The 21,264-nt window shown below is 47.1% G+C and carries 22 protein-coding genes; 14 read left to right on the forward strand and 8 right to left on the reverse strand.

What is annotated here, in order from left to right:
* Positions 1-25 precede the first annotated feature (25 nt).
* A complete protein-coding gene (locus Q5L94_RS01555; RefSeq protein WP_317496742.1) occupies positions 26-805 on the reverse strand; it encodes a hypothetical protein in 780 nt (259 codons plus the stop codon).
* Positions 806-893: 88 nt separating this feature from the next.
* Between Q5L94_RS01555 and Q5L94_RS01560 the strand changes: the two genes are divergently transcribed.
* Positions 894-1,550: a Fe2+-dependent dioxygenase gene (locus Q5L94_RS01560; RefSeq protein WP_317496743.1), complete on the forward strand. Its 657-nt coding sequence runs from the start codon at positions 894-896 to the stop codon at positions 1,548-1,550.
* A gap of 25 nt (positions 1,551-1,575) precedes the next feature.
* On the opposite strand, the gene Q5L94_RS01565 is transcribed toward Q5L94_RS01560, so the two are convergent.
* Together Q5L94_RS01565 and Q5L94_RS01570 are read right to left on the reverse strand one after the other, a co-directional pair.
* Complete coding sequence (locus Q5L94_RS01565) at positions 1,576-1,998, reverse strand: MAPEG family protein (RefSeq protein ID WP_317496744.1); 423 nt, start codon at positions 1,996-1,998, stop codon at positions 1,576-1,578.
* 30 nt (positions 1,999-2,028) lie between these two features.
* Positions 2,029-2,331, reverse strand: coding sequence for a DUF2007 domain-containing protein (locus tag Q5L94_RS01570; protein ID WP_317496745.1), 303 nt, complete (start codon positions 2,329-2,331; stop codon positions 2,029-2,031).
* A gap of 108 nt (positions 2,332-2,439) precedes the next feature.
* Between Q5L94_RS01570 and Q5L94_RS01575 the strand changes: the two genes are divergently transcribed.
* Positions 2,440-2,706: a DksA/TraR family C4-type zinc finger protein gene (locus Q5L94_RS01575; RefSeq protein WP_317496746.1), complete on the forward strand. Its 267-nt coding sequence runs from the start codon at positions 2,440-2,442 to the stop codon at positions 2,704-2,706.
* A gap of 1 nt (position 2,707) precedes the next feature.
* Here Q5L94_RS01575 and Q5L94_RS01580 read toward each other — a convergent pair whose 3' ends face one another.
* Together Q5L94_RS01580 and Q5L94_RS01585 are read right to left on the reverse strand one after the other, a co-directional pair.
* Positions 2,708-5,197: an EAL domain-containing protein gene (locus Q5L94_RS01580; protein WP_317496747.1), complete on the reverse strand. Its 2,490-nt coding sequence runs from the start codon at positions 5,195-5,197 to the stop codon at positions 2,708-2,710.
* A gap of 40 nt (positions 5,198-5,237) precedes the next feature.
* The gene (locus tag Q5L94_RS01585) at positions 5,238-6,011 is read right to left on the reverse strand and encodes a sulfite exporter TauE/SafE family protein (RefSeq protein ID WP_317496748.1); all 774 of its coding nucleotides are present in this window, start codon (positions 6,009-6,011) and stop codon (positions 5,238-5,240) included.
* A 41-nt stretch (positions 6,012-6,052) separates the two neighbouring features.
* On the opposite strand from Q5L94_RS01585, the gene ftsB reads away from it, so the two are divergent.
* From ftsB to rpoS, 9 genes are all read left to right on the forward strand, one after another.
* Positions 6,053-6,334 (forward strand): cell division protein FtsB, encoded by a 282-nt coding sequence (ftsB, locus tag Q5L94_RS01590; RefSeq protein WP_317497190.1) that lies wholly within the window; start codon positions 6,053-6,055, stop codon positions 6,332-6,334.
* A gap of 18 nt (positions 6,335-6,352) precedes the next feature.
* Positions 6,353-7,114 (forward strand): 2-C-methyl-D-erythritol 4-phosphate cytidylyltransferase, encoded by a 762-nt coding sequence (gene ispD / locus Q5L94_RS01595; protein WP_317496749.1) that lies wholly within the window; start codon positions 6,353-6,355, stop codon positions 7,112-7,114.
* Between the two features lie 15 nt (positions 7,115-7,129).
* Positions 7,130-7,609: a 2-C-methyl-D-erythritol 2,4-cyclodiphosphate synthase gene (ispF, locus tag Q5L94_RS01600; RefSeq protein WP_317496750.1), complete on the forward strand. Its 480-nt coding sequence runs from the start codon at positions 7,130-7,132 to the stop codon at positions 7,607-7,609.
* On the forward strand, positions 7,609-8,661 hold the full coding sequence (truD, locus tag Q5L94_RS01605) for a tRNA pseudouridine(13) synthase TruD (RefSeq protein WP_317496751.1): 1,053 nt from the start codon (positions 7,609-7,611) through the stop codon (positions 8,659-8,661). Before ispF ends, truD begins: the two co-directional genes overlap by 1 nt.
* Positions 8,658-9,410, forward strand: a complete 753-nt coding sequence (surE, locus tag Q5L94_RS01610; protein WP_317496752.1) for a 5'/3'-nucleotidase SurE — start codon at positions 8,658-8,660, stop codon at positions 9,408-9,410. The genes truD and surE overlap by 4 nt, the downstream gene beginning before the upstream one ends.
* Entirely contained in the window at positions 9,410-10,051 is a 642-nt protein-coding gene (locus Q5L94_RS01615; protein ID WP_404398985.1) for a protein-L-isoaspartate(D-aspartate) O-methyltransferase, read from the forward strand. Before surE ends, Q5L94_RS01615 begins: the two co-directional genes overlap by 1 nt.
* Entirely contained in the window at positions 10,048-10,632 is a 585-nt protein-coding gene (locus Q5L94_RS01620) for a YqaA family protein (protein ID WP_114981397.1), read from the forward strand. Before Q5L94_RS01615 ends, Q5L94_RS01620 begins: the two co-directional genes overlap by 4 nt.
* Complete coding sequence (locus Q5L94_RS01625) at positions 10,633-11,550, forward strand: peptidoglycan DD-metalloendopeptidase family protein (protein WP_317496753.1); 918 nt, start codon at positions 10,633-10,635, stop codon at positions 11,548-11,550.
* A 78-nt stretch (positions 11,551-11,628) separates the two neighbouring features.
* The gene (gene rpoS, locus Q5L94_RS01630; protein WP_317496754.1) at positions 11,629-12,597 is read left to right on the forward strand and encodes an RNA polymerase sigma factor RpoS; all 969 of its coding nucleotides are present in this window, start codon (positions 11,629-11,631) and stop codon (positions 12,595-12,597) included.
* A gap of 41 nt (positions 12,598-12,638) precedes the next feature.
* Here rpoS and mutS read toward each other — a convergent pair whose 3' ends face one another.
* Positions 12,639-15,254 (reverse strand): DNA mismatch repair protein MutS, encoded by a 2,616-nt coding sequence (gene mutS / locus Q5L94_RS01635; RefSeq protein ID WP_317496755.1) that lies wholly within the window; start codon positions 15,252-15,254, stop codon positions 12,639-12,641.
* Positions 15,255-15,284: 30 nt separating this feature from the next.
* Here mutS and Q5L94_RS01640 point away from each other — a divergent pair, with 30 nt between their 5' ends.
* Positions 15,285-15,791 carry a CinA family protein gene (locus tag Q5L94_RS01640; RefSeq protein ID WP_317496756.1) on the forward strand — a complete coding sequence of 169 codons (507 nt, stop codon included), beginning with the start codon at positions 15,285-15,287 and terminating at the stop codon, positions 15,789-15,791.
* 99 nt (positions 15,792-15,890) lie between these two features.
* Complete coding sequence (gene recA, locus Q5L94_RS01645; RefSeq protein WP_317496757.1) at positions 15,891-17,009, forward strand: recombinase RecA; 1,119 nt, start codon at positions 15,891-15,893, stop codon at positions 17,007-17,009.
* A 60-nt stretch (positions 17,010-17,069) separates the two neighbouring features.
* On the opposite strand, the gene Q5L94_RS01650 is transcribed toward recA, so the two are convergent.
* Positions 17,070-18,392: an anti-phage deoxyguanosine triphosphatase gene (locus Q5L94_RS01650; RefSeq protein ID WP_317496758.1), complete on the reverse strand. Its 1,323-nt coding sequence runs from the start codon at positions 18,390-18,392 to the stop codon at positions 17,070-17,072.
* An 80-nt stretch (positions 18,393-18,472) separates the two neighbouring features.
* Between Q5L94_RS01650 and rssA the strand changes: the two genes are divergently transcribed.
* Entirely contained in the window at positions 18,473-19,447 is a 975-nt protein-coding gene (gene rssA / locus Q5L94_RS01655) for a patatin-like phospholipase RssA (RefSeq protein WP_317496759.1), read from the forward strand.
* A 70-nt stretch (positions 19,448-19,517) separates the two neighbouring features.
* On the opposite strand, the gene ggt is transcribed toward rssA, so the two are convergent.
* On the reverse strand, positions 19,518-21,227 hold the full coding sequence (ggt, locus tag Q5L94_RS01660) for a gamma-glutamyltransferase (protein ID WP_317496760.1): 1,710 nt from the start codon (positions 21,225-21,227) through the stop codon (positions 19,518-19,520).
* Between the last annotated feature and the right edge of the window lie 37 nt (positions 21,228-21,264).

Below are 21,264 nucleotides of genomic sequence, written 5' to 3' on the forward strand. Positions count from 1 at the left end.
TAAGCCTAATGCAGGCTGGTGGGTATTAAATACTGCGTGCTTCTAGTTCAATACGAGAGGCAGCACCGTAAATTTTACTCGGGTCGCCTTCGAATTTGCCTTCTGGAGTTGTGGTAGGCCAGAGGTTTTCGAGATTACCGATGACCTTGCGGGTTTCGCTAATGGCTTCTTCAGCTTTGCTTGCTTCTTTATCATTAATGCGGTTTAAACGTTCGAGCGCAATTTCTTTAAAGCCCATGGCGTCCTGATATTCGTGCACGTTAGCGACTTCGCCATTTTGAATGCCAATAGCGTATTCGTCGGCGGCTACCATTAGCATTGATGAAACACTCAGTATCACGTCTTTAGCTGACATGTCAGCAATAGGTTCATTAGCGCTGACAGAGTCCAGCAGAGTCTTGTAGTTGCTCATAACCGTGTCTTCATCTTTATCATTAATGACACTTTCCGCCAGGGTATTTAACGGTTCGGCAAATCCGGGTAAGCCGCGTGCTTCAAATGCCTCAGTGAGGCCACTGTAGAGCTCGTCACCCGGGTGTTTCATATGAGTTTTGGCCATTTCAATGTGACCTTGCTCGTAAAGTTTTATTCCCACCCATAAATGGCCGCGAATAAAACCCAACTGCGCCAGAAAAGCGGTGTCATTGGTGTTTAAATCAATTTCAGGGGCGGCCATTTCGCCTTCTGCCATAGGGGCTGCCATGAACATAGACGGTGCTGCGCCCGGTTGCGTCAGTGGCGCTGCTGCTACAGTGGTGGCCAGAACACTGCCAACGCCAAGCCAAACTTTTTTCTTTTCAAACATATAAAGACCTTAGTATGCTTTTTTGAGAGAGTTAACTCATGTATATTTGCAGAAATGATAATTATTCGCAAGTTAGAAGTGTGGAAGCATGATATTACAAATTAGCAACGCCGTTGATACAGACACAGTAAAGAGTATTGTTGCGGGTCTTGATGCCGGGCAGTTTCGCGATGGCAAAAAAACCGCAGGCTGGGCAGCGAAAGATGTAAAAAATAACCAGCAACTGTCGGGTAAAAAGTCTGAGGCGGCTACTCAGGTGTTGCTGGACAGGCTTCAGCAAAATGCTCTGGTGCAATCGGTTATGCGGCCAAAGCAGGTGGCGCGGGTGACTATAAACCGATATCAGCAGGGAGAGTACTATGGTACCCACATGGATGATTCCTTAATGAACGGTGTAAGAACCGATATTTCTTTTACGCTGGGTTTGTCACCATTATCGGATTTTGAAGGCGGGGAGTTGGTTATTGAGGATGCCAGTGGCGAGCGGAGCTGGCGACTGGGGCAGGGAGATATTCTCATGTATCCGAGCCATTACCTACATCGGGTTAATCCGGTTACTAAAGGTTCGAGGCTGGCAATGATAGGCTGGGTGCAAAGCTTAATTAAACAGCCTAATTACAGAGAGCTACTCTTTGATATAGAGCAATCGTTGAAAGCGGAATTTGATGCCAACGGTAAGTCTGAAAACTTTGATCGCCTGACCAAAGTGTTTCATAACCTGTTAAGAGAATGGGCTGATGTATAATCAGCCCAGACAACATTAAAGTACTTTAAACCAAAGTTACACCGCACAAAATAAGTAAAGCCACGTTAGCTGCCAAACCAATCATAAAGAAATAGCTGCGGGGACTGGGGTTTTTCTCTGTTGCTATAGCGTAGTAAAGAACCATATGAATTAAGCGTGCAATAGCGAAAATCCAGATAAACAGCCCCGTCCAGAAAGCGCTGGCACCTATGAAGAAAGCAAGAAATACTGTGCCCAGCATCAGCGGATAGTTCTCTAATGAGTTCATTAGGGTACGATGAGCACGAAACACAAAAGATGAATGACTCAGTGAGTCGTCGATTTTGCCCGGGACGGCACCGGGTTGCTTCGCTTTTTGACCACTGGCAATAACCCATTGAACCAGCAAAATGACTAGTGCAATAAGAACGCCCCAATAAGCCATGGTATAAGTTTCACTTCCGTTCATTTTAAATCTCCTTTCGTTTTGTATGATTCATTAAGCCGGGCTTCCACAATTCCAGCAGACTTCAAAAGCGGCTCCGTTAATTTCCTGACAATTATTGCAACGCCAGTCCGCCCCGTTAGCCTGCTCTTCCATGTTTTCAATCAGTGTTTTAGCGACAGCGAGTTGAGTATCTTCAACAAGCCAGAGCTCAGGCCAGGTATCTAATGGCGCTAAATCACCAGCGGCGCCACTGGAAAACTCATTTTTCATAACCGTTTCAATGCCTTCCATTTGCAATAGGTTACGAGCGTTTTCCACTAATAGTTTGTTTTCATGGGTATAAATAAGTTTCATAGGCGTTTCTTATAGGTAAAACCTGAATAGCAGTTAATTTTTACGTTATAGTTAATGTATCAGACTCAGCGTCTGTTTGTGTTCTCCATTTTTTCTAAGGAGTTGTATATGGCGGGTGGCTGGTCGCACGATGGTGCCGTACAGGAACAAATTGATGCCAGTACCGAAGATGAAGTAAAACGCGTACGCAGCAAACTTACCGGCGGCGAAAGTCTGGAGTTTTGCGAAGAGTGTGGTGAGCCTATTCCGGAAGCCCGGCGCAAAGCTATTCCGGGTGTTCGTCTGTGTGTGGAATGCCAGGCGGAACTCGACAAGCAGGACTCAAGCAAAGCGGGCTTTAACCGGAGGGGGAGTAAAGACAGCCAGCTACGTTAAGCTATGGAGCTGTCTTATCTGCCAGAAGTTCGGACTCAGGTACGGGCTTACTGAACAGGTAGCCTTGAAAGGTATCGCAATTTAGCCGGGCCAAATAATTAAACTGTTCTTCGGTTTCGACTCCCTCAGCAACAATGTTCAGTTTTAGACTTTCTCCTAGCTGAATAATGGTGTGAACAATTTGAGCTTTTTCTTTACTATCCAGCATATTGCGTACGAACGACACGTCAATTTTCAGGGTGTCGAACGGAATTTGCATAAGATAGGAAAGAGACGAGTAACCCGTACCGAAATCATCCAGCGCGAACTCAATACCAAGCAGCTTCAAACGCTTTATTTTGTTGGTGACGCTGGAAATGTCATCCATCAGTAAGCTTTCTGTGAGCTCCAGCTTTAACTTATGAGGCGGTACCTCATACTTTTCTACCAGAAGTTGAACCTGCTCAACAAATTCGGGTTGTTGAAATTGTTTGGCACTGACGTTAATCGACAGTTGCATCTTTGCTTTTTCCGGGCTCTGTTGCCATTGCTGGAGAATTTGGCAGGCGCGCTCAGTAATCCAGTACCCCAGAGGAACAATCAAACCGGTTTCTTCGGCTAAAGGAATGAAGTCAGCAGGAGAAACAAAGTGACCATCACTTTGTTTCCAGCGGATGAGTGCTTCAGCTCCGGTAGCCTTTGACTCAACATTTACCTGGGGTTGCAGATAAAGTTCGAATTCGTTCTGTTTTATTGCATGACGCAATTGCTCTTCCAGTTTGACTCGCTTACTGACCGCATCGGCAAAGTCTTGACGGAACAGTGAGACCTCTCCCGTGCCTTTGCGTTTTGAGTGAGATAATGCGAGGCCTGACTGCGTCATTAAGGTTTCAGCATTTGATTCGCTGTCGTCAAACAAGGAAGCGCCTGCGCTAAAGGAGCAAAGGTGCGTGTAGCTGTTTAACTGATAGGGCTGTTGTAGTTGATCCTGCAATTGATAAATTCGGGTCAACAATTGCTGTTTTATGTTAATTGAATTACCGCGCTCAAGGCCAGTTAACACAACGGCGAATTCGTTCGCGCTCAAACGTGCCAGGAATGAGTTGGCTTTGGTTGAGCTTTTCAGCCTTTCTGCCACGCGTTTTAGCAGCAAATCACCCATGTCCGAACCCAGGGTATTATTCAGTATTTTAAATTTATCGATATCGCACAGAATTAACGCGCCGTTTTGCCCGTCTTTCTTATCGGTTGCAAGCTTATCCTGCAAATGATCCAACAAAGAACGGCGATTCGCTAATCCGGTTAAGGCATCGTTGTAAGCCAGGTTACGGATACGTTCACTGGACTCAACTTCTGCACTAATGTCTGTGACCGTTGCGACAAAATGTCGTTCTTTTTGTTGGTTGTAGCGTACTTCTGAAATACTTAAGCGTACAGGAAAAGTCGCGCCAGAGCGCTTTTTCGCATTAACTTTACCTTGCCATGCTGCTCTATGAACTAACGTGCTCTTGATATTTTCCAGTAATTTATCGGCGTGCTCAATATAGTTTTCAATATTGAGTTTACTTCCTTTTAATTGTTTTAGTTCCTCCCCAGTGAGTCGCGTAAAGGCCTGGTTCGCTAATAAAACACGGTTGTGCTCGTCGAATAGCAACAAGCCGTCATCTATGGCACTAATAACTTCATAAAGTTGCTCTGCCGACATTTGGGCCAATTTTTGCTGCTGCTGTAAACGCCGGTCTATCTGCGTGGCTATAATAGCCATCAAAGCGGTTAAGCACGAACCAATGCCGACAACATACGCCAGCCAGTTGCCGTGGCCTATGAATGTTGTATCGGGTTCTCTTGCAGGATAAAAATTAGCCGCGATCATGGCGGTATAATGCATACCTGAGATAGCCAGAGCAATAATGGCGGCAACAACAATCTGTGCGCTTCTGCGACTGAACCAGCTGGTTCTTTCCGACTTTTTATAATGCCGATATGCAAGAGAGGCAATAATGCCCAGCGATACGGCAACAACTACCGAAAGTATAAACCAAAATGGGTCATAACGAAGGTGAGCTGGCACTTGCATTGCAGCCATACCGGTATAGTGCATGAGGCCAATACCTGCGCCTAATATAGTGCCTGCTATTATTATAGCACCGCCCGACGACTCAGATATTTGGATTTTCATGGCAATAAAACTGCCGACAATGGCAGGGACAACCGAAATAAGAGTTAATAATACGCCATGACTCATGGGAAGGTTAAGTTCAAAAGCCAGCATACCAATAAAATGCATACTCCAGACGCCGACACCAGAGATGGCCGCACTGACAACTAGCCAACTGTAGCGAGCAAACTTTGCCTGATATATTCGTACGCGCTCCAGCGTGAGTACCGCGGTATAAGAGGCAAGTAGCGCAACACAATAAGAGAGAGTGACTAACCCAGGATTATGGGAGCCATTTATAGAGGGCTGGGAAAATTGACCCAAATCGAAAAATGCGTACAGGGTTTCAAGCATAAATTTAATTTTACCAGAGCCGTTGGCTGGAGTACTAAAACTATTTAATACTTTGCAATACGACACTGAGTCCTGAAAGTATCATTAGCACCAGTGTAAATTGTCTAAAGCGTTGCTCTGACACATGCTGTTGAAGTCTTTGCCCGACGCTGGCGCCAATAAGTGCGCAGGGTAGTAAGGTGAGTACCAGATAAAGATGGGACTCCGCGTAAATAGACTGGCGCGAGAAATTCGCGACGTTTGCCATGGCAATGCAGCAGAAAAACAGACTGAGTGTAGCGCGAAATTGCTGTTTTGGGATACGGGCATTGGCCAGAAATAAAACAATAGGAGGCCCGCCTAATGTCATTAGGCCGTTGAGTAAGCCGGAGCCCGTACCCACTGCAATATGTCCGGGCGTATGTTCCGCTGTTGGTAGTTGTTTACCGCTGGCTAGTGCGAGTGCAACAGCCAGTATGACAAAACCGAGAACCAGTTTAATAAGCTGTTCGTTTACGCTTAGCAGCAAGGAGCCCGATATCAGAGAGGCGATGACGCCTGAAAAAATCAGCCACTTCCATTGAGACGGGCGAGCTGCTTCTCTGTTTTTCCAATAAATCCAGCCGCCTATCACAATATTAACGACAGACAGCGCAGGCGTAAGTAAGCTAATAGGAAACCACAGCGCCAGAATTGGGACGGCTAACAAACCGGAGCCAAAACCGCTTACCCCCTGAACCAAAGCTGCAAAGAAAAATACTATTGCGGCAGCGAAATACTCCAAATGAACCTCTTTTGTCTTATAATGCTGAAAACGGCTTTTCAGTAACGCCAATAGTCTTCATAATGATAACAGGAAAAACAACGGAGCTGAGCATGCGGGTGACTCTGGTCGTGTTGTTGGCCTTGTTCCTTGCGTTACAATACCGTCTGTGGTTTGGCAAAAACAGCCTACCGGATTATTGGCGGTTGCAGCAAGAAGTCAGCAGTCAGAAAAATACGAATGAAAATCTGGAAAGACGTAATCAACTCATTTACGCAGATATCGAAGATTTGCGCGAAGGGGAAGATGCGCTGGAAGAGCGTGCCCGTAACGAACTAGGGATGGTAAAAAAAGATGAAGTTTTCTTCCGTCTTGTACCTGATCGTAATCCATAGCATGAACGGGTGAGCGAGATGAAAAGTGAGTCAGAGAGCCACGCAGACGGTCAGGCTGATTCGTTAATGGCTGTAATTCCTGCGGCTGGCAACGGAAGCCGTATGCAGACAAACGTCCCCAAACAGTTTCTCACGGTCGCTAACCGGACTTTGCTGGAGTACAGCATCGAAGCCATATTGAACGATTCGCGGGTGAAACAGGTTTTCGTCGCGGTTTCTGACCCTAATGGTGAATACCTTATTGAGCTTAAAGAAACCCTGCCAATAAAGGTTCATTTTGTACAAGGCGGGAATAGCCGTGCCGAATCTGTAATGGCTGGAGTTAAAGTTGCCGTTTCGCAAGGGGCTACCCACGTGCTGGTGCATGATGCAGCGCGTCCGTGCTTACCGAAAAGGGCACTAACAGCGGTTATTGATTATGGATTAACGGATCCTCAAGGCGCAATTCTGGCCATTCCGGTAAGAGACTCTTTGAAACGTGCTGTTATCGCTATCAATAATGAAAACGGTCTGACTCATATAGAATCCAGTGTTGATCGGGAAGCGCTTTGGCAGGCACAGACACCACAAGTTTTTCATGCAGAACGTTTACGCCAGGCTATTGAGCAGATGGGAGCGCTAAACCCTCAGTTAACGGACGAAGCGTCGGCTATGCAATGGTGTGGCTTTCAGCCGGCGCTTATTCCCGGGTCTATCCGTAATTTAAAAGTGACTCATCCGGAAGATTTTGAATGTGTTCGCGACTGGTTATTAGCGAACAATAATGATCATAAAAATTAAAGAGGGCAGTCGTTCATGAAAATCCGTGTTGGCCATGGTTATGACGTTCATCGTTGGGGTTCTGATAAGCCTTTAATTTTAGGAGGCATTGAAATTGAGCATGACCAGGGACTTGTCGCTCATTCCGACGGAGATGTTGTTCTGCACGCTGTCACCGACGCGTTATTGGGCGCTTTAGCTTTGGGTGATATTGGTCAGCACTTTCCGGATACCGATGAACGCTATGCCGGGGCAGATAGTGCCGAATTGCTGAGTCATGCAGTCAGTCTATGTCAGGACAAAGAGTTTAAGACCGGTAACATTGATGTAACCGTTGTCGCTCAGGCTCCGAAAATGGCACCTCGTATTGACGATATGCGGGCCAGTATTGCTCAATGTTTAAAAACCTGCATCGATAATGTGAATGTCAAAGCGACAACGACAGAAAAATTGGGCTTTGTGGGGCGTGAAGAAGGTATTGCCTGTCATGCCGTGGTTCTTATGGAGTCATTTTAATGTTGGCACCCTCACAAGTGTCTTTGGCTGAGTTACCACGTTTACATAAAGGCGACAGACCGAAGGCTAAGTTTAAACAGACGCCGGAAGATTTTCAGGTTATTGAACAGCTGGATGTTGCCGATGACGGTGAAGGTGAGCACCAGTGGCTTTGGGTTAGGAAAACCGGAGCTAATACAAATTTTTGTGCGGAGAAAATAGCCCGGTTTGCCGGAGTATCAGAGAGAAATGTCAGTTACTCAGGGTTAAAAGATCGTCAGGCGGTGACCTGGCAATGGTTTTCTATTCAGCTACCCGGCAAAGAAACGCTTAACTGGAACGAGTTAAATGATGAAGAAATGTCAGTTGAGCGAGTAATACGCAGAACCAAAAAATTAAAGACGGGGTTTCACCGTGCGAATCGCTTCGTTATCCAGTTAGCTAATGTTAGTTCCAGAGAGGCGCTGGAAAAGCTCTGGCAAGGAGTGAGTGAGCGGGGTGTAATAAATTATTTTGGCGAGCAGCGCTTTGGCCGCAGCGGAGATAACGTAGCTCAGGCAGAGCGCTGGCTTATGGCGAGCCGACCACCGCGTATCAGCCGCACCAAACGAAGCCTCTATTTGTCTGCACTGCGCAGCTATTTATTTAACGAGATAGTGGCTGAGCGAATACGCGACTTTGGTATTGAGGGCCATCTGGAAGGTGATTGTGTCATGCTGGAAGGCTCCCAGTCGGTTTTTACCGTAGAGCAATGGGACGACGAACTTAAACAACGGCTGGCAAATAACAATATTTACTTAACGGCACCTTTAGCGGGAAGCACGACTAAACCCTTAGTTAAGGGGGAAGCCGAGGCCTTTGAACAACGTTTTTTACAAGCTTTCGATAGTTGGTTACAGGCGCTCAAAAAGCTGCGTGTAGAAGCAGCTCGGCGGGCTATTCTGTTGCGCATAGAAAACCCAGAAATGAGTTGGCAGGGCAAGGACGCAGAACTTCGCTTTACGCTTCCATCCGGTGCTTATGCAACAGCCGTGTTAAATGAAATTGTGGACTTAAGTGGTGAATCCAGATGATGAAAATTCTATTGAGTAATGATGACGGCGTACACGCTCCGGGAATTCTCGCGTTGTACCAGGCTTTAAAGGAAGTGGCAGATGTAAGAGTGATAGCTCCGGATCGTAACTGCAGTGGTGCCAGTAATTCGTTAACCTTACATAATCCTTTGCGGGTGCGCCGGCTGGATAATGGCTTCTATTCTGTTAATGGCACGCCGACAGATTGTGTTCATTTAGGTACAAATTCGCCAATGGCTGAAGACGTGGATTTAGTCGTATCTGGTATTAATGACAGCCCCAATATGGGTGATGATGTATTGTACTCGGGCACGGTTGCGGCCGCGATGGAGGGGCGTTTTATGGGGCTGCCTTCGATTGCGGTGTCAATGGGGGGCCGTGGACACGACTACTATGACACCGCCGGGCGAGTCGTGGCAGAAATTGTCGCAAATATGGAAAACGATCCGCTGCGACTGGATACGGTACTGAATATCAATGTGCCTTATACGACCTACGATAAGTTAAAAGGCACGCGGGTGACTAAATTGGGGCGTCGGCATCGTGCAGAGACCATGGTTCACGACCGAGACCCTTTTGGCAGCGAAATCTTTTGGTATGGACCCATTGGGCATCATGCAAGTGATGAACCTAATACTGATTTTACCGCGATTCAAGAGGGGTATGTTTCTATTACACCGCTAAGCCTGGATATGACAGCGCAAAGACACACCGATACACTGACAGACTGGTTAAAACAACAAAAATGATGATTAGTAATGGACAGTCGCGGGTTAAGCGGCTGATTCAACAATTAGAGGATCTCGGCATTACCAACAAAGAGGTTTTGAGGGTGATATCTGAAACCCCAAGACATCTGTTTATGCCCGAGTCATTAGCTCACAAAGCCTATGAAAATACGGCACTACCTATTGGTAACGGGCAGACCATTTCGCAGCCATTAATGGTGGCAACAATGACGCAGTTATTAATGCAGCATCATTGTAAAAATGTGCTGGAGATAGGCACAGGGTCGGGTTATCAGACGGCGGTTCTGGCTCAGCTGGTTGACAAGGTTTTCAGTGTTGAGCGTATTGCTACGTTGCAGTATCAGGCCAAGCGACGCATGCGGCAGTTGGATTTACATAATGTTGCCATGCGTCATGGCGATGGCTGGAAAGGCTGGCGCAGCAAGGGTCCGTTCGACGGCATTATTGTTACCGCGGCTGCCAGCGATATACCTCAGGATTTAGTGGATCAGCTTGCCGACGGCGGCGTGATGATCATTCCGGTCGGCGAACAGAACCAGTCGCAGAGCCTGGTCGTTATGCGTCGCTTTGGTGACTCTTTGGAACAACAGCGTATTGGTGATGTGCGTTTCGTGCCTTTAGTTAAGGGAGATGTCGTTTGAAGCTGTTCTCCGCACTGTACGATAAAGTATTATCCTGGACTCAGCACCCCAGAGCAGACATTATTCTTGGTCTGTTGAGTTTTGCCGAATCGGTGATATTTCCTATACCACCCGATGTTATGCTGGCGCCAATGGCAATGACCCAGCCTAAAAGGGCGTGGCGATTAGCGTTTCTGACGACAGTTACCTCAGTCGCAGGCGGAATTTTAGGCTACTTTCTCGGCTACTGGGCCTATGAATCACTAGTTCTGCCAGCGGTTGAGGCACTTGGCTATGAGTCGAAGCTGCTTACTGTGCAGGGCTGGTTTTCGGACTGGGGTGTTTGGATAGTATTTATTGCAGGCTTTTCTCCCATTCCTTATAAACTGTTTACGGTAACTGCCGGCGTTATGCAAATAGCGTTTTTTCCTTTTGTTATTGCATCGGCTATCAGTCGCGGTATGCGCTTTTATCTGGTGGCCTGGCTGTTGCGCACTGGTGGGCCGGAAATGGGCGTGAAACTTCGTGAATATGTTGACCGCATTGGCTGGACACTGGTAATACTGGTTATTATTGGGTACGTAATAGCGCAGTTGGTATAAATGATGTTGGTATCGTCCGGGGCAATTAAGCAATCTCTATTATTGGTTTTTGCCATCATTCTGCTGCAGGCTTGCAGTGGCCGGTCGGCACCTGCGCCCGTCGAAGAACTCTATACCGGAAAAACTTACCGCGATTTTGAAGCCAACTCAATTAACGACAAAGAGTATGAAGTTCAGCCCGGAGAAACACTCTATTCAATAGCTTTCCGGGCTAACCTGGATGTCCAGGATATTGCCCATATCAATAATTTACAAAAACCTTACACTATTTATCCGGGGCAAAAGTTGAGTCTGGAAAGCGCACCGCAACGAGGCGCCACCACAGCCAGAAAGGCGCAGCGAACAGCTAGTGCTAAACAGAATAAAAAAGCCTCTGATAACGCACAAAATAATATAAAAACGCCCGTTGCTAATAAGAAACAGAAAGGGTATGGTCAAAAAACAAGCGCGAGAAAAACGGTTGGAAAACAAACCGATAAGGGGAGCAAGAGCCAACCGATTCAGCGAATTGAACGGTCCGAAGTGGCTCAACCGAGTAATAACAATATTATTTGGCGTTGGCCTTCATCGGGGAAGATAATAGCTGACTTCTCGTTGCGTGAACAAGGCAATAAAGGAATAGATTTTGCCGGTGGTCGGGGTGATTCAGTTAACGCCGCGGCGGCAGGAAAAGTGGTTTACGTTGGAAACGCATTACACGGGTTTGGTAATTTAATCATTTTGAAACATAACGATGATTTTATTACTGCCTACGCTCACAATGAAGACATTCTGGTACAGGAGAAAGAATGGGTGGACGTAGGTGAGACTATCGGACGTATGGGAGATTCCGGTAGTTCTCGTGTGAAATTGCATTTTGAGGTTCGTTTTCGTGGTAAGTCAGTCAATCCGAGGCATTACTTACCCAAATCTCGCTAGTCATGTGGGAATAATAATAACAAGATAAGGAAGTCGACGTGTGTTGTAACACGGTGTTCAGTATAACAGGAGCTTGTTATGAGCCGCATAAAGGAAGAAGCAGTTGAAAACGTCGAAGCTAATGAAGAAGAGTCTATTGTAGATAGCACAGACAGCACAGCAGAAGAGTTGGAAGAGGCGCTATCCTCGTCTTCAACTCAATATCAAAAGAAGATGGACGCGACGCAGTTATACCTGGGAGAAATTGGGTTCTCTCCTTTACTGACTGCTGAAGAGGAGGTCTTTTATTCCCGCCGTGCATTGAAAGGCGACAAAGCAGCTCGCCGTCGTATGATTGAAAGTAACCTCAGACTGGTTGTTAAAATTGCCCGTCGTTATTCTAATCGCGGATTGCCGTTATTAGATTTAGTTGAAGAGGGTAATCTGGGGCTTATTCGGGCGGTCGAAAAGTTCGATCCTGAACGCGGGTTTCGTTTCTCAACTTACGCTACCTGGTGGATACGACAAACGATTGAACGCGCTATTATGAACCAGACGCGTACCATTAGATTGCCGATTCACGTTGTTAAAGAGCTTAACGTGTACCTTCGTGCTGCCCGTGAACTTGCGCATAAACTGGATCACGAGCCAACTGCCGAAGATATTGCGAAAAGCCTCGATAAGCCGGTGGGCGACATCACCAAAATGTTGCGTCTGAATGAACGCATTGGTTCGGTAGATACGCCCATAGGCGGCGATAACGATAAAGCCTTGTTGGATATCCTGACCGATGATGCGGATACCGGTCCGGAAGGTGTTTTACAGGATGAAAACCTGAAAGGAAATATCACTGAATGGTTGCAGTCGTTAAGTGAGAAACAACGTGAGGTTCTCGCTCGCCGTTTCGGGCTAATGGGCTATGAACCTTCAACTTTAGAGGATGTTGGTCGTGAAATTGGTCTCACACGTGAGCGAGTCCGACAGATACAAGTGGAAGCCCTGCGTAAATTACGTGATTCGTTAAAACAGCAAGGCTTAACGTTAGATTCTCTATTTACTGCTCAGTAAATAGAGCAATGACTGAAAGTATTTTCAGTAATGAAAAAGGCTCAACTTTTTGTTGAGCCTTTTTGTTTCTGCTGCCATTGGTAAAGAATATCCAGCGCCTGTTTCGGGGTCAGACCATCAATGTCCAGTTGTTCCAGCTCATCACGCAGTGGGTCGCGTTTTTCTGTATGAGAGGGAAAGGCTTCAGGCGGAGGAGTGAGTTCCATAGTGGTTTGTTTGGGGTCGTTTAAAACTCCGTGGTGAGTATGCTCCAGCTCTGACAACTTTTGTTTTGCTTTATGAATGACATGATCGGGCACTCCGGCCAGTTTAGCCACTTGCAAACCAAAGCTCTGGCTAGCAGCGCCTGGACTGACTTTATGCAAAAAGGCGATGGTATCGCCGTACTCTTTCGCATCGACGTGAACGTTTACCGTGGCTGGTAACTCTTCTGCCAACTCGGTTAACTCGAAGTAATGAGTGGCGAATAAAGTAAGACACTGGAGTTGCCGGGAAAGGTAGTCGGCACAAGACCACGCCAGTGACAAGCCGTCATAGGTTGAAGTACCACGACCAATTTCATCCATAAGCACCAGGCTTTTTGCAGTGGCGTTATGCAGAATGTTTGCGGTTTCTGTCATTTCTACCATAAAAGTCGAACGGCCTGAGGCTAAATCATCAGAGGCACCAATACGGGTAAAGATACGATCGATGTCGCCAATAATTGCCTTATCAGCTGGTACATAGCAGCCCATGTGCGCCAGAATAACGATTAACGCGGCTTGTCGCATATAAGTCGATTTACCGCCCATGTTAGGGCCGGTTATCATCAGCATACGTTGCTGAGGTGCCAGCGACATGGGGTTAGCAATAAAAGGCTCATCGCTTAGTTGTTCAATAACCGGGTGACGGGCTGCTTCCAATTCAATTAAGCTGGTTTCCTTTTGCAGCTGTGGGCGACAATAACGATAATTGTCAGCCAGCCGGGCAAAACAGCACAAGGTATCGAGTTGAGCCAGACCCGAAGCGCTTTTTTGCAGTGCGTTTACCTGTGGCAATAAGTGCTCAAAGAGTTGGTCGTAAAGCCATTTTTCTCTGGCCAGAGAGCGGGCCTGAGCATTCAGAACTTTGTCTTCGTGCTCTTTTAGCTCAGGAATAATATAGCGTTCTGTATTTTTTAGTGTCTGGCGGCGCTGATAGTCATCGGGTACCGCTTCTGATGACTGCCGGCTGACTTCAATGAAGTAACCATGAACTCTGTTATAGCCAACTTTTAATGTGGCAATACCACTTCTCTCACGCTCACGCTGCTCCAGTTGTTTCAGGTAATCGGTAGCACCCGTTGCAAGATCGCGCAATTCATCAAGCTCTTTATCGTATCCTTCGGCAATAACACCACCGTCGCGAATCAATAAAGGTGGCTGCTCAATAACGGCTTTAGTCAGCAAGTCGACAACTTCTGGAAAGGGTTCAATAATGTCTTTCAGATAGCTCAGCGAACGGTGAGATAAAGACGCTCTGACTTCCGGTATTTTAGCCAGGCTGTCGCGCAAACGTGCAAAGTCTTTCGGACGCGCGCTTCGCAAGCCCACACGGGCAACAATACGTTCAATGTCGGCTAACTGTTTTAATGCTAGCTGTATATTTTCAAAACTCAGATTTTCTTTTAACGCATCGACAGCGTCGTAGCGCTGGTTGAGTTCCTGATGATTGCGAACCGGGCGCTGCAACCAACGTTGAAACTGACGGCTACCCATAGCTGAAACGGTTTTGTCGAGTACCGCCGAAAGATGCGTATCGCCTTCACCCATGCTCTGCTGTAGCTCAAGGTTTCTGCGTGTTGCGGCGTCGAGAATAATAGCGTCTTGCGGATGCTCTGTAACCAGCGCCTGAATATGAGGCAGAGCAGCGCGTTGAGTTTCTTTTACATAATGCAAAATAGCACCGGCAGCGGCCAAGGTAGGCTCATTATTTTTGATACCAAAGCCTTCTAAATGCTGAGTGCCAAATTGGCGCGTCAGTAGCATAAACGCGGTTTGTTGCTCAAACTCCCAGGCCGGTCGGCGTTTGCATTTTGCTTTAGCCAAAGGTAGCCCGGCTAACGAGATAGATTCCGGATAGAGCAGTTCGGCCGGTTCTAAACGCTGCATTTCTGCAGCCAGCTGTTCACTGGAATGGGCTTTGGTTATCCAGAAACGGCCGCTACTTAGCTCCAGACTGGATATCGCGTATTCCGCTTCTGGCTGTTTCGGATTCAGCGGGCAAATAGCAACTAACAGGTTTTGTCTTTTTTCTGCTAACAGCGACTCGTCAGTAACGGTACCAGGTGTAACAATACGCACGACTTTTCTCTCAACCGGGCCCTTGCTCGTTGCCGGATCGCCAATTTGTTCGCAGATGGCAACCGATTCGCCCATATTGACCAGGCGCGCCAGATAGCTTTCTACTGCGTGATAGGGAACACCTGCCATTGGAATAGGTTCACCATTACTCTGACCCCGCGCGGTTAGGGAGATATCCAACAGTTGCGCTGAGCGCTTGGCGTCTTCAAAAAACAGTTCGTAAAAGTCCCCCATGCGATAGAATAAAAGCATGTCAGCATGCTCCGCTTTTATCCGTAGGTATTGCTGCATCATTGGGGTATGTGATTGGATCTGTTTATCAGAGAATTCAGGCATAATTGATTATTCTTATCTGGAGCCAGTGTTATGTTAGCAACCACGGCAATCGCGCCGCAAACCTTTAAACTCGCGGAACAAGTGGGTTCGAGTCTACAGCAGAAGCAGCAGACACTATGCACCGCAGAATCTTGTACCGGAGGGGGAATAGGATACGCTATTACCGAAGTTGCGGGAAGTTCTGCTTGGTTTAATGGTGGATTAATCACCTATACTAACGGTCTTAAGCAAAAGTTGTTGTCGGTTGAGTCTCGCGTACTGGAAAAGCACGGGGCAGTATCCGAAGCTTGTGTTCAGCAAATGGCGACTAGTGCCATTGCGGCATGCGATGCCGACTGGGGGATTGCAGTAAGTGGTGTTGCAGGGCCTGCGGGTGGCACAGCGGAGAAACCGGTGGGTCTGGTATGGATGGCAATAGCAAATAGTGACAGCTGTTGGTGCTGGTCTGAACAATTTGCGGGTGACCGCACTCAGGTGCGTCTACAAACCTTAGATGCGGTTCTGGGTAAGCTTATAAATCTAATTGAATTACAATAAGTTACTTTTGTTTTAGTGAAAAAATAAGAACAACGCTTGATACTGTAAATGTGTACAGTATACTGTTTATAAAACCAGTGATTAATAACGGAGCTTATAATGAGCAATGATCGTCAAAAGGCGTTAGATGCAGCGCTCGGACAAATCGAACGTCAATTTGGTAAAGGTTCTATCATGCGTCTGGGCGATAACCAGACTCTGGATATCGACTCTGTTTCAACCGGTTCGCTAGGACTGGATATTGCTCTTGGTATTGGTGGCTTACCTTTTGGACGAGTTATAGAAATTTACGGTCCTGAGTCCAGTGGTAAAACGACCATGACTCTTGAAGTGATTGCCGAGGCACAAAAAATGGGTAAGACCTGTGCCTTTGTTGATGCTGAGCACGCATTGGATCCGATTTACGCGGAAGCTTTAGGCGTTAACGTTGATGACTTATTAATATCTCAGCCAGATACTGGTGAGCAGGCTTTAGAAATTTGCGACATGCTGGTTCGTTCCGGCGCAGTCGATATTGTTATTGTTGACTCGGTAGCCGCGCTAACACCCAAAGCGGAAATTGAAGGGGAAATGGGCGATAGCCATGTTGGTTTGCAGGCTCGTCTAATGTCTCAAGCGTTGCGTAAGCTAACCTCGAACATTAAAAAATCTAACACCATGTGTATTTTTATCAACCAAATTCGGATGAAAATTGGTGTGATGTTTGGTAATCCTGAAACCACAACGGGTGGTAACGCATTGAAATTTTACTCTTCGGTTCGTCTGGATATTCGCCGTACCGGTGCATTGAAAGAAGGTGACGAAGTTGTGGGTAACGAAACCCGCGTGAAAGTGGTTAAAAACAAGGTAGCTCCACCGTTCAAAGAAGCGCATTTCCAAATTTTATACGGCAAAGGCATTTCTAAAGAAGGTGAGCTCATCGACTTGGGTGTTAAACACAAAATGGTTGATAAAGCCGGTGCCTGGTACAGCTATAACGGCGACAAAATTGGTCAGGGTAAAGCTAACTCAATGAAGTTTTTGCAGGAGAACCCTAAAATTTCCGACGAATTAGAAGGTCGTATTCGCGAACTTCTGCTGTCGAAACCAGAAAAGCGAACAAAAGAAACTCGTGAAGCTGAGCGTGCTGCTGCGAAAGACGATGCGAAGAGCGAGGCTAAGGCTGACAAGAAAGCAGAAAAGAAAGGTAACGCGAAAGACGATATCAGTTTGTCATAACTGGCTTATTTTTCGGAACAACAAGCCGGAGCTTATTGCTCCGGTTTTTTATGAGTAAAATTACTGAAATGCACTTTTGGGCGAGCTGACCGAGAACAACTCCTGGTAGAGTTTAGCGGCGTAACCGTCAGTCATGCCGGAAAGGTAATCAGAAATTACGCGCAAAGCATTCCCACCTTTTTGTTGCTGATGCAAGTAACGTACACGGGTGTTTTCAGGCAATAAACGTTCCGGCTCTACGGCTAAAACTTCAAACAGCTCCATAACAATTTGCTGCCCTTTAAATTCCTGCGCTTGCATTTCTGGTTTTCGAATCACCCATTTAAAAATAAATTGCTTTAGTGAATTTAGCAGAATTTTTTCGGGAGCTCCTAACTCAACTTCATATTGCAGCAAAGGGCAGTCAAAACTGTCTTCCGTAGAGGTAAGTCTTGCTGAGGTAAGCAGCCGATTGACTAATCCTCCTATTGCCTGCTTGCGGAGGTGATGGCTGCCGGAGAAGAGATCCTCGGTTAACTTTCGGGCGTTAAAGTCGGAAAGTTCTGCTTCAAGCTGCTGTAAGTCAGAGAACATATGTTCTTCCCAGTGATGCCTCTGGATCAGGCCGACAACAATGGCGTCCTCAAGATCGTGAACGCCGTAGGCTATATCATCTGCCGCTTCCATAATCGATGCATCAACACTTTTTAGAGCACTTTTCCCATGGGTAGTTTGTGATGGTCCGTGCACTAACGACTGGAAATGTTTCTTATCGTTAGTGCTTAGCGGCTGAAGTACCCAGTCTAACTGTTCTGAGTCGTCGTCATACAAGGCTTTTGGTGGCAGCCATTCGCGAGTGGGTAAATGGCGAAAGTTTGTTACCTCAGGGGGAAGTTTTTGTCTTCGGATTGCACTGGCTAATACCGGGTACTTTAACAGCCCCAGCAGAGTTCTTCGGGTTAAGCTCATGCCATGCTCAGGCGTATAAGCTTCAAGCTGGGTGACAATACGAAATGTCTGACCGTTACCTTCAAATCCGCCGTTGTTACGCATCATATAATTAAGAGCAATTTCACCACCGTGGCCAAATGGTGGATGGCCTATGTCGTGCGCCAGACATAAAGATTCGAGTAAAGGCTCTGACAGCTCCAGTTGCTCAGTCAGGGCCGGATGCCGGTTACTTAAATGGACTACCAGACTAGCACCAATTTGGCTGGCTTCCAGTGAGTGCGTCAGTCGTGTACGGGGGAAGTCGTGCATACCAACATACATAACCTGAGTTTTTGCCTGCAGTCGCCGGAATGCAGCACTGTGAAGAATTCGGGCTTTGTCCCGTTGAAAGTTTGTGCGGGTATCGTTAGGGCGCTGTGCTGATGTACCTGACTGACGTTCTGTCCAAATCATCTAACTGCTCAGTGGTGTTGTTGACGAATGAGTAATCATAGTACGATAGATACATTATTAAGAAAAGCAGGAAACAGCACATGTCTGAAGTGAAAGTCGCTTTAGCTCTGGGCTCTGGAGCGGCAAGAGGATGGGCGCACATTGGTGTCATTAAGGCATTGGAAGAGATGGGCGTGCGCATAAATATGGTGGCCGGTACATCAATTGGATCGTTAGTGGGGGCAGGTTATGCGTCCGGGCGATTGGCCGAGGTAGAGCAATGGGTTCAGGGCATGAACCGTTGGGAAGTGTTTAATTTGCTGGATTTTGGTTTTAACCATGGTGGCATCATTGGTGGGGAGAAAGTCTTTAATCGCGCCCGCGAGGAGTTTGGCCAGCGTAACATTGAAGATTTACCTGTGACTTATGGCGCGGTCGCTACTGATTTATATAGTGGCCGCGAGATTTGGTTGCGCAGCGGCGACCTATACGATGCCTCCAGAGCGTCTTGTGCCATGCCTGGAATATTGTCTCCCAAGTCATTCGATGGCCGCTGGTTAATCGACGGTGGTTTGGTTAATCCTGTTCCGGTGTCGTTATGCCGCGCTTTAGGTGCTGATTTTGTTATTGCCGTCCACCTGAATTCGCAGTTGAACTCCAAGGCTTTGCAACGTCGAGGCCGCAGTATTCCGCCTCAGACAGAGGCCGAACAGTTGGAAAAAGAAAAGACGGATGCGGAGATTCAGGATAACGAAAACGGATTTTTCGATAATATGTGGTCGGGCAGTAAAGAGTACCTGGATAGTTTTAAAGAACGCTTTAGAAATAACGGTGAAAAAGCGCCGGGTATGTTCAGTGTTATGGCCAGCTCTATAGACATTATGCAGGAGCGTATTACTAAGGCCCGTATGGCGGGTGATCCGCCTGATATCTTAGTGCAGCCTAAGCTAGGTCACATTGGTATTATGGAGTTTTATCGTGGTCAGGAAGCCATTGATCTTGGTTACGAAACAACGACCAGAATGCGTGACTTGATCATGGAAGAAATTGAACTCTATCGTGAACGCAGAGGCTAGTAAGAACTTCTATTTGTATCTGAAAAGATAAAGCCGTTTCGTCTGGTCTGAGGCGAAACGGCTAACACTGTTAATAACCCGCAGCGTGCCCATCTTTACGGCTTTCCGAAGCTCCAATATAGACGTCTTCTTCATGGTCTTTCCAGATAGCCTGATAACCACCATATGGACCCACGGCTTCCTGCAGTGTGTGCCCCATTTTTATCAGCTCACGGCGAGTGTGTTTAGAGAAACCGTTCTCGAGGCTCACAACACCGCCATCTTCCATTACCGACCCGGTTGGCTGACTTGAACCGGTATGCAGAATACGCGGCGCGTCACCGGCTTCTTGCAAGTTCATGCCAAAATCAATGAGGTTGATAAGAATTTGTGCATGCATTTGTGGCTGAGTTGCACCGCCCATAACCCCGTAGCTCATAAGAGGCTTACCGTCTTTAGTGACGAAGGCCGGGATAATGGTGTGAAAAGGGCGTTTACCTGGTTCAAATACGTTACGGTGGTTTGGGTCTAGCGCAAAAAGCTCTCCCCGGTTTTGCAGAACGAACCCTAAACCGGTTGGAGTAACGCCTGAACCCATGCCGCGATAGTTACTTTGAATCAGTGACACCATATTGCCGTTTTTATCGGCAGTGGTCAGATAAATAGTGTCGCCCTCTGTGGGAGGGTTGCCCGGCTCATAAGAGCGCCCAGCGTGCTCAGAATTAATCAACTGCGCACGCTTTTTGCCGTATTCTTTGTCAATAAGGCCTTGAACAGGTACATCATTGAACGCCGGATCCGAATAGTATTTAGCACGGTCTTCAAAAGCGAGCTTCTTGGCTTCAACAAAATGATGGATGTACTCCGGGCTGTCGTAACCCATTGCTTTGATATCAAACTGTTCAAGCATGTTTAAAATTTGAAGTGCGGCAATTCCCTGGGTGTTAGGCGGTAATTCCCATAAATCGTATCCGCGGTAGTTAGTCGAGACAGGATCGACCCAGGTTGATGTATGCTGAGCTAAGTCTTCGTAGGAAAGAAAGCCGCCATGTTTCTCCACGAAATCACTAATGGTGTGAGCAATGTCACCTTTATAAAAGCTGTCACGGCCCTCGTTGGCGAGCATTTTGTAAGTATTGGCCAGATCCGGGTTTTTAAATCGCTCTCCTTTTTCCGGTACATTACCGTCACGCATAAAGACATCGGTAAAGCCGGGGATATCTTTTAGTACTTCGGCGTTACGCTTCATGTAATAAGCGATGACTTCGGTAACTGGGAAACCGGATTCAGCATAGTTAATAGCTGGCTGTAATATTTTCTCCATGCCTAACTCACCGAAGCGATCGTGCAGTTCAAACCAGCCGTCTACTGCCCCGGGAACGGATAAGGGCAGTACACCGCGAGCAGGAATTGATTCATATCCGTTTTCTTTAAAATAGTCGAGCGTTAAGCTTTGCGGAGAACGGCCGGAGGCATTGAGGCCATAAAGTTTCCTAGCCTCAGCATCCCAGACAATGGCGTAGAGGTCGCCACCAATGCCGTTTCCGGTTGGCTCGACCAGACCTAATACCGCATTCGCTGCAATAGCGGCATCTATTGCATTACCGCCTTCCTGCATAATATCTAACGCAACTTGCGTGGCTAATGGCTGGCTTGTTGCGGCCATTGCCGTAGGCGCCATAGCTTCCGAGCGGGTAGCAAAGTGATGCCCGGTAATACGGTCACTGGCATTACTGGGTAAGGTTGTTGCCGCGCAGGAAAATGCGAGCGCGGCGGATGCAATAATGTTTAATTTAGCCATAGTGGTTACCTTTTTGTTTTTTTCCACTATAGGCCGG

The organism is Idiomarina sp. Sol25 (assembly GCF_033052775.1).
In the GTDB taxonomy this organism is placed as follows: domain Bacteria; phylum Pseudomonadota; class Gammaproteobacteria; order Enterobacterales; family Alteromonadaceae; genus Idiomarina.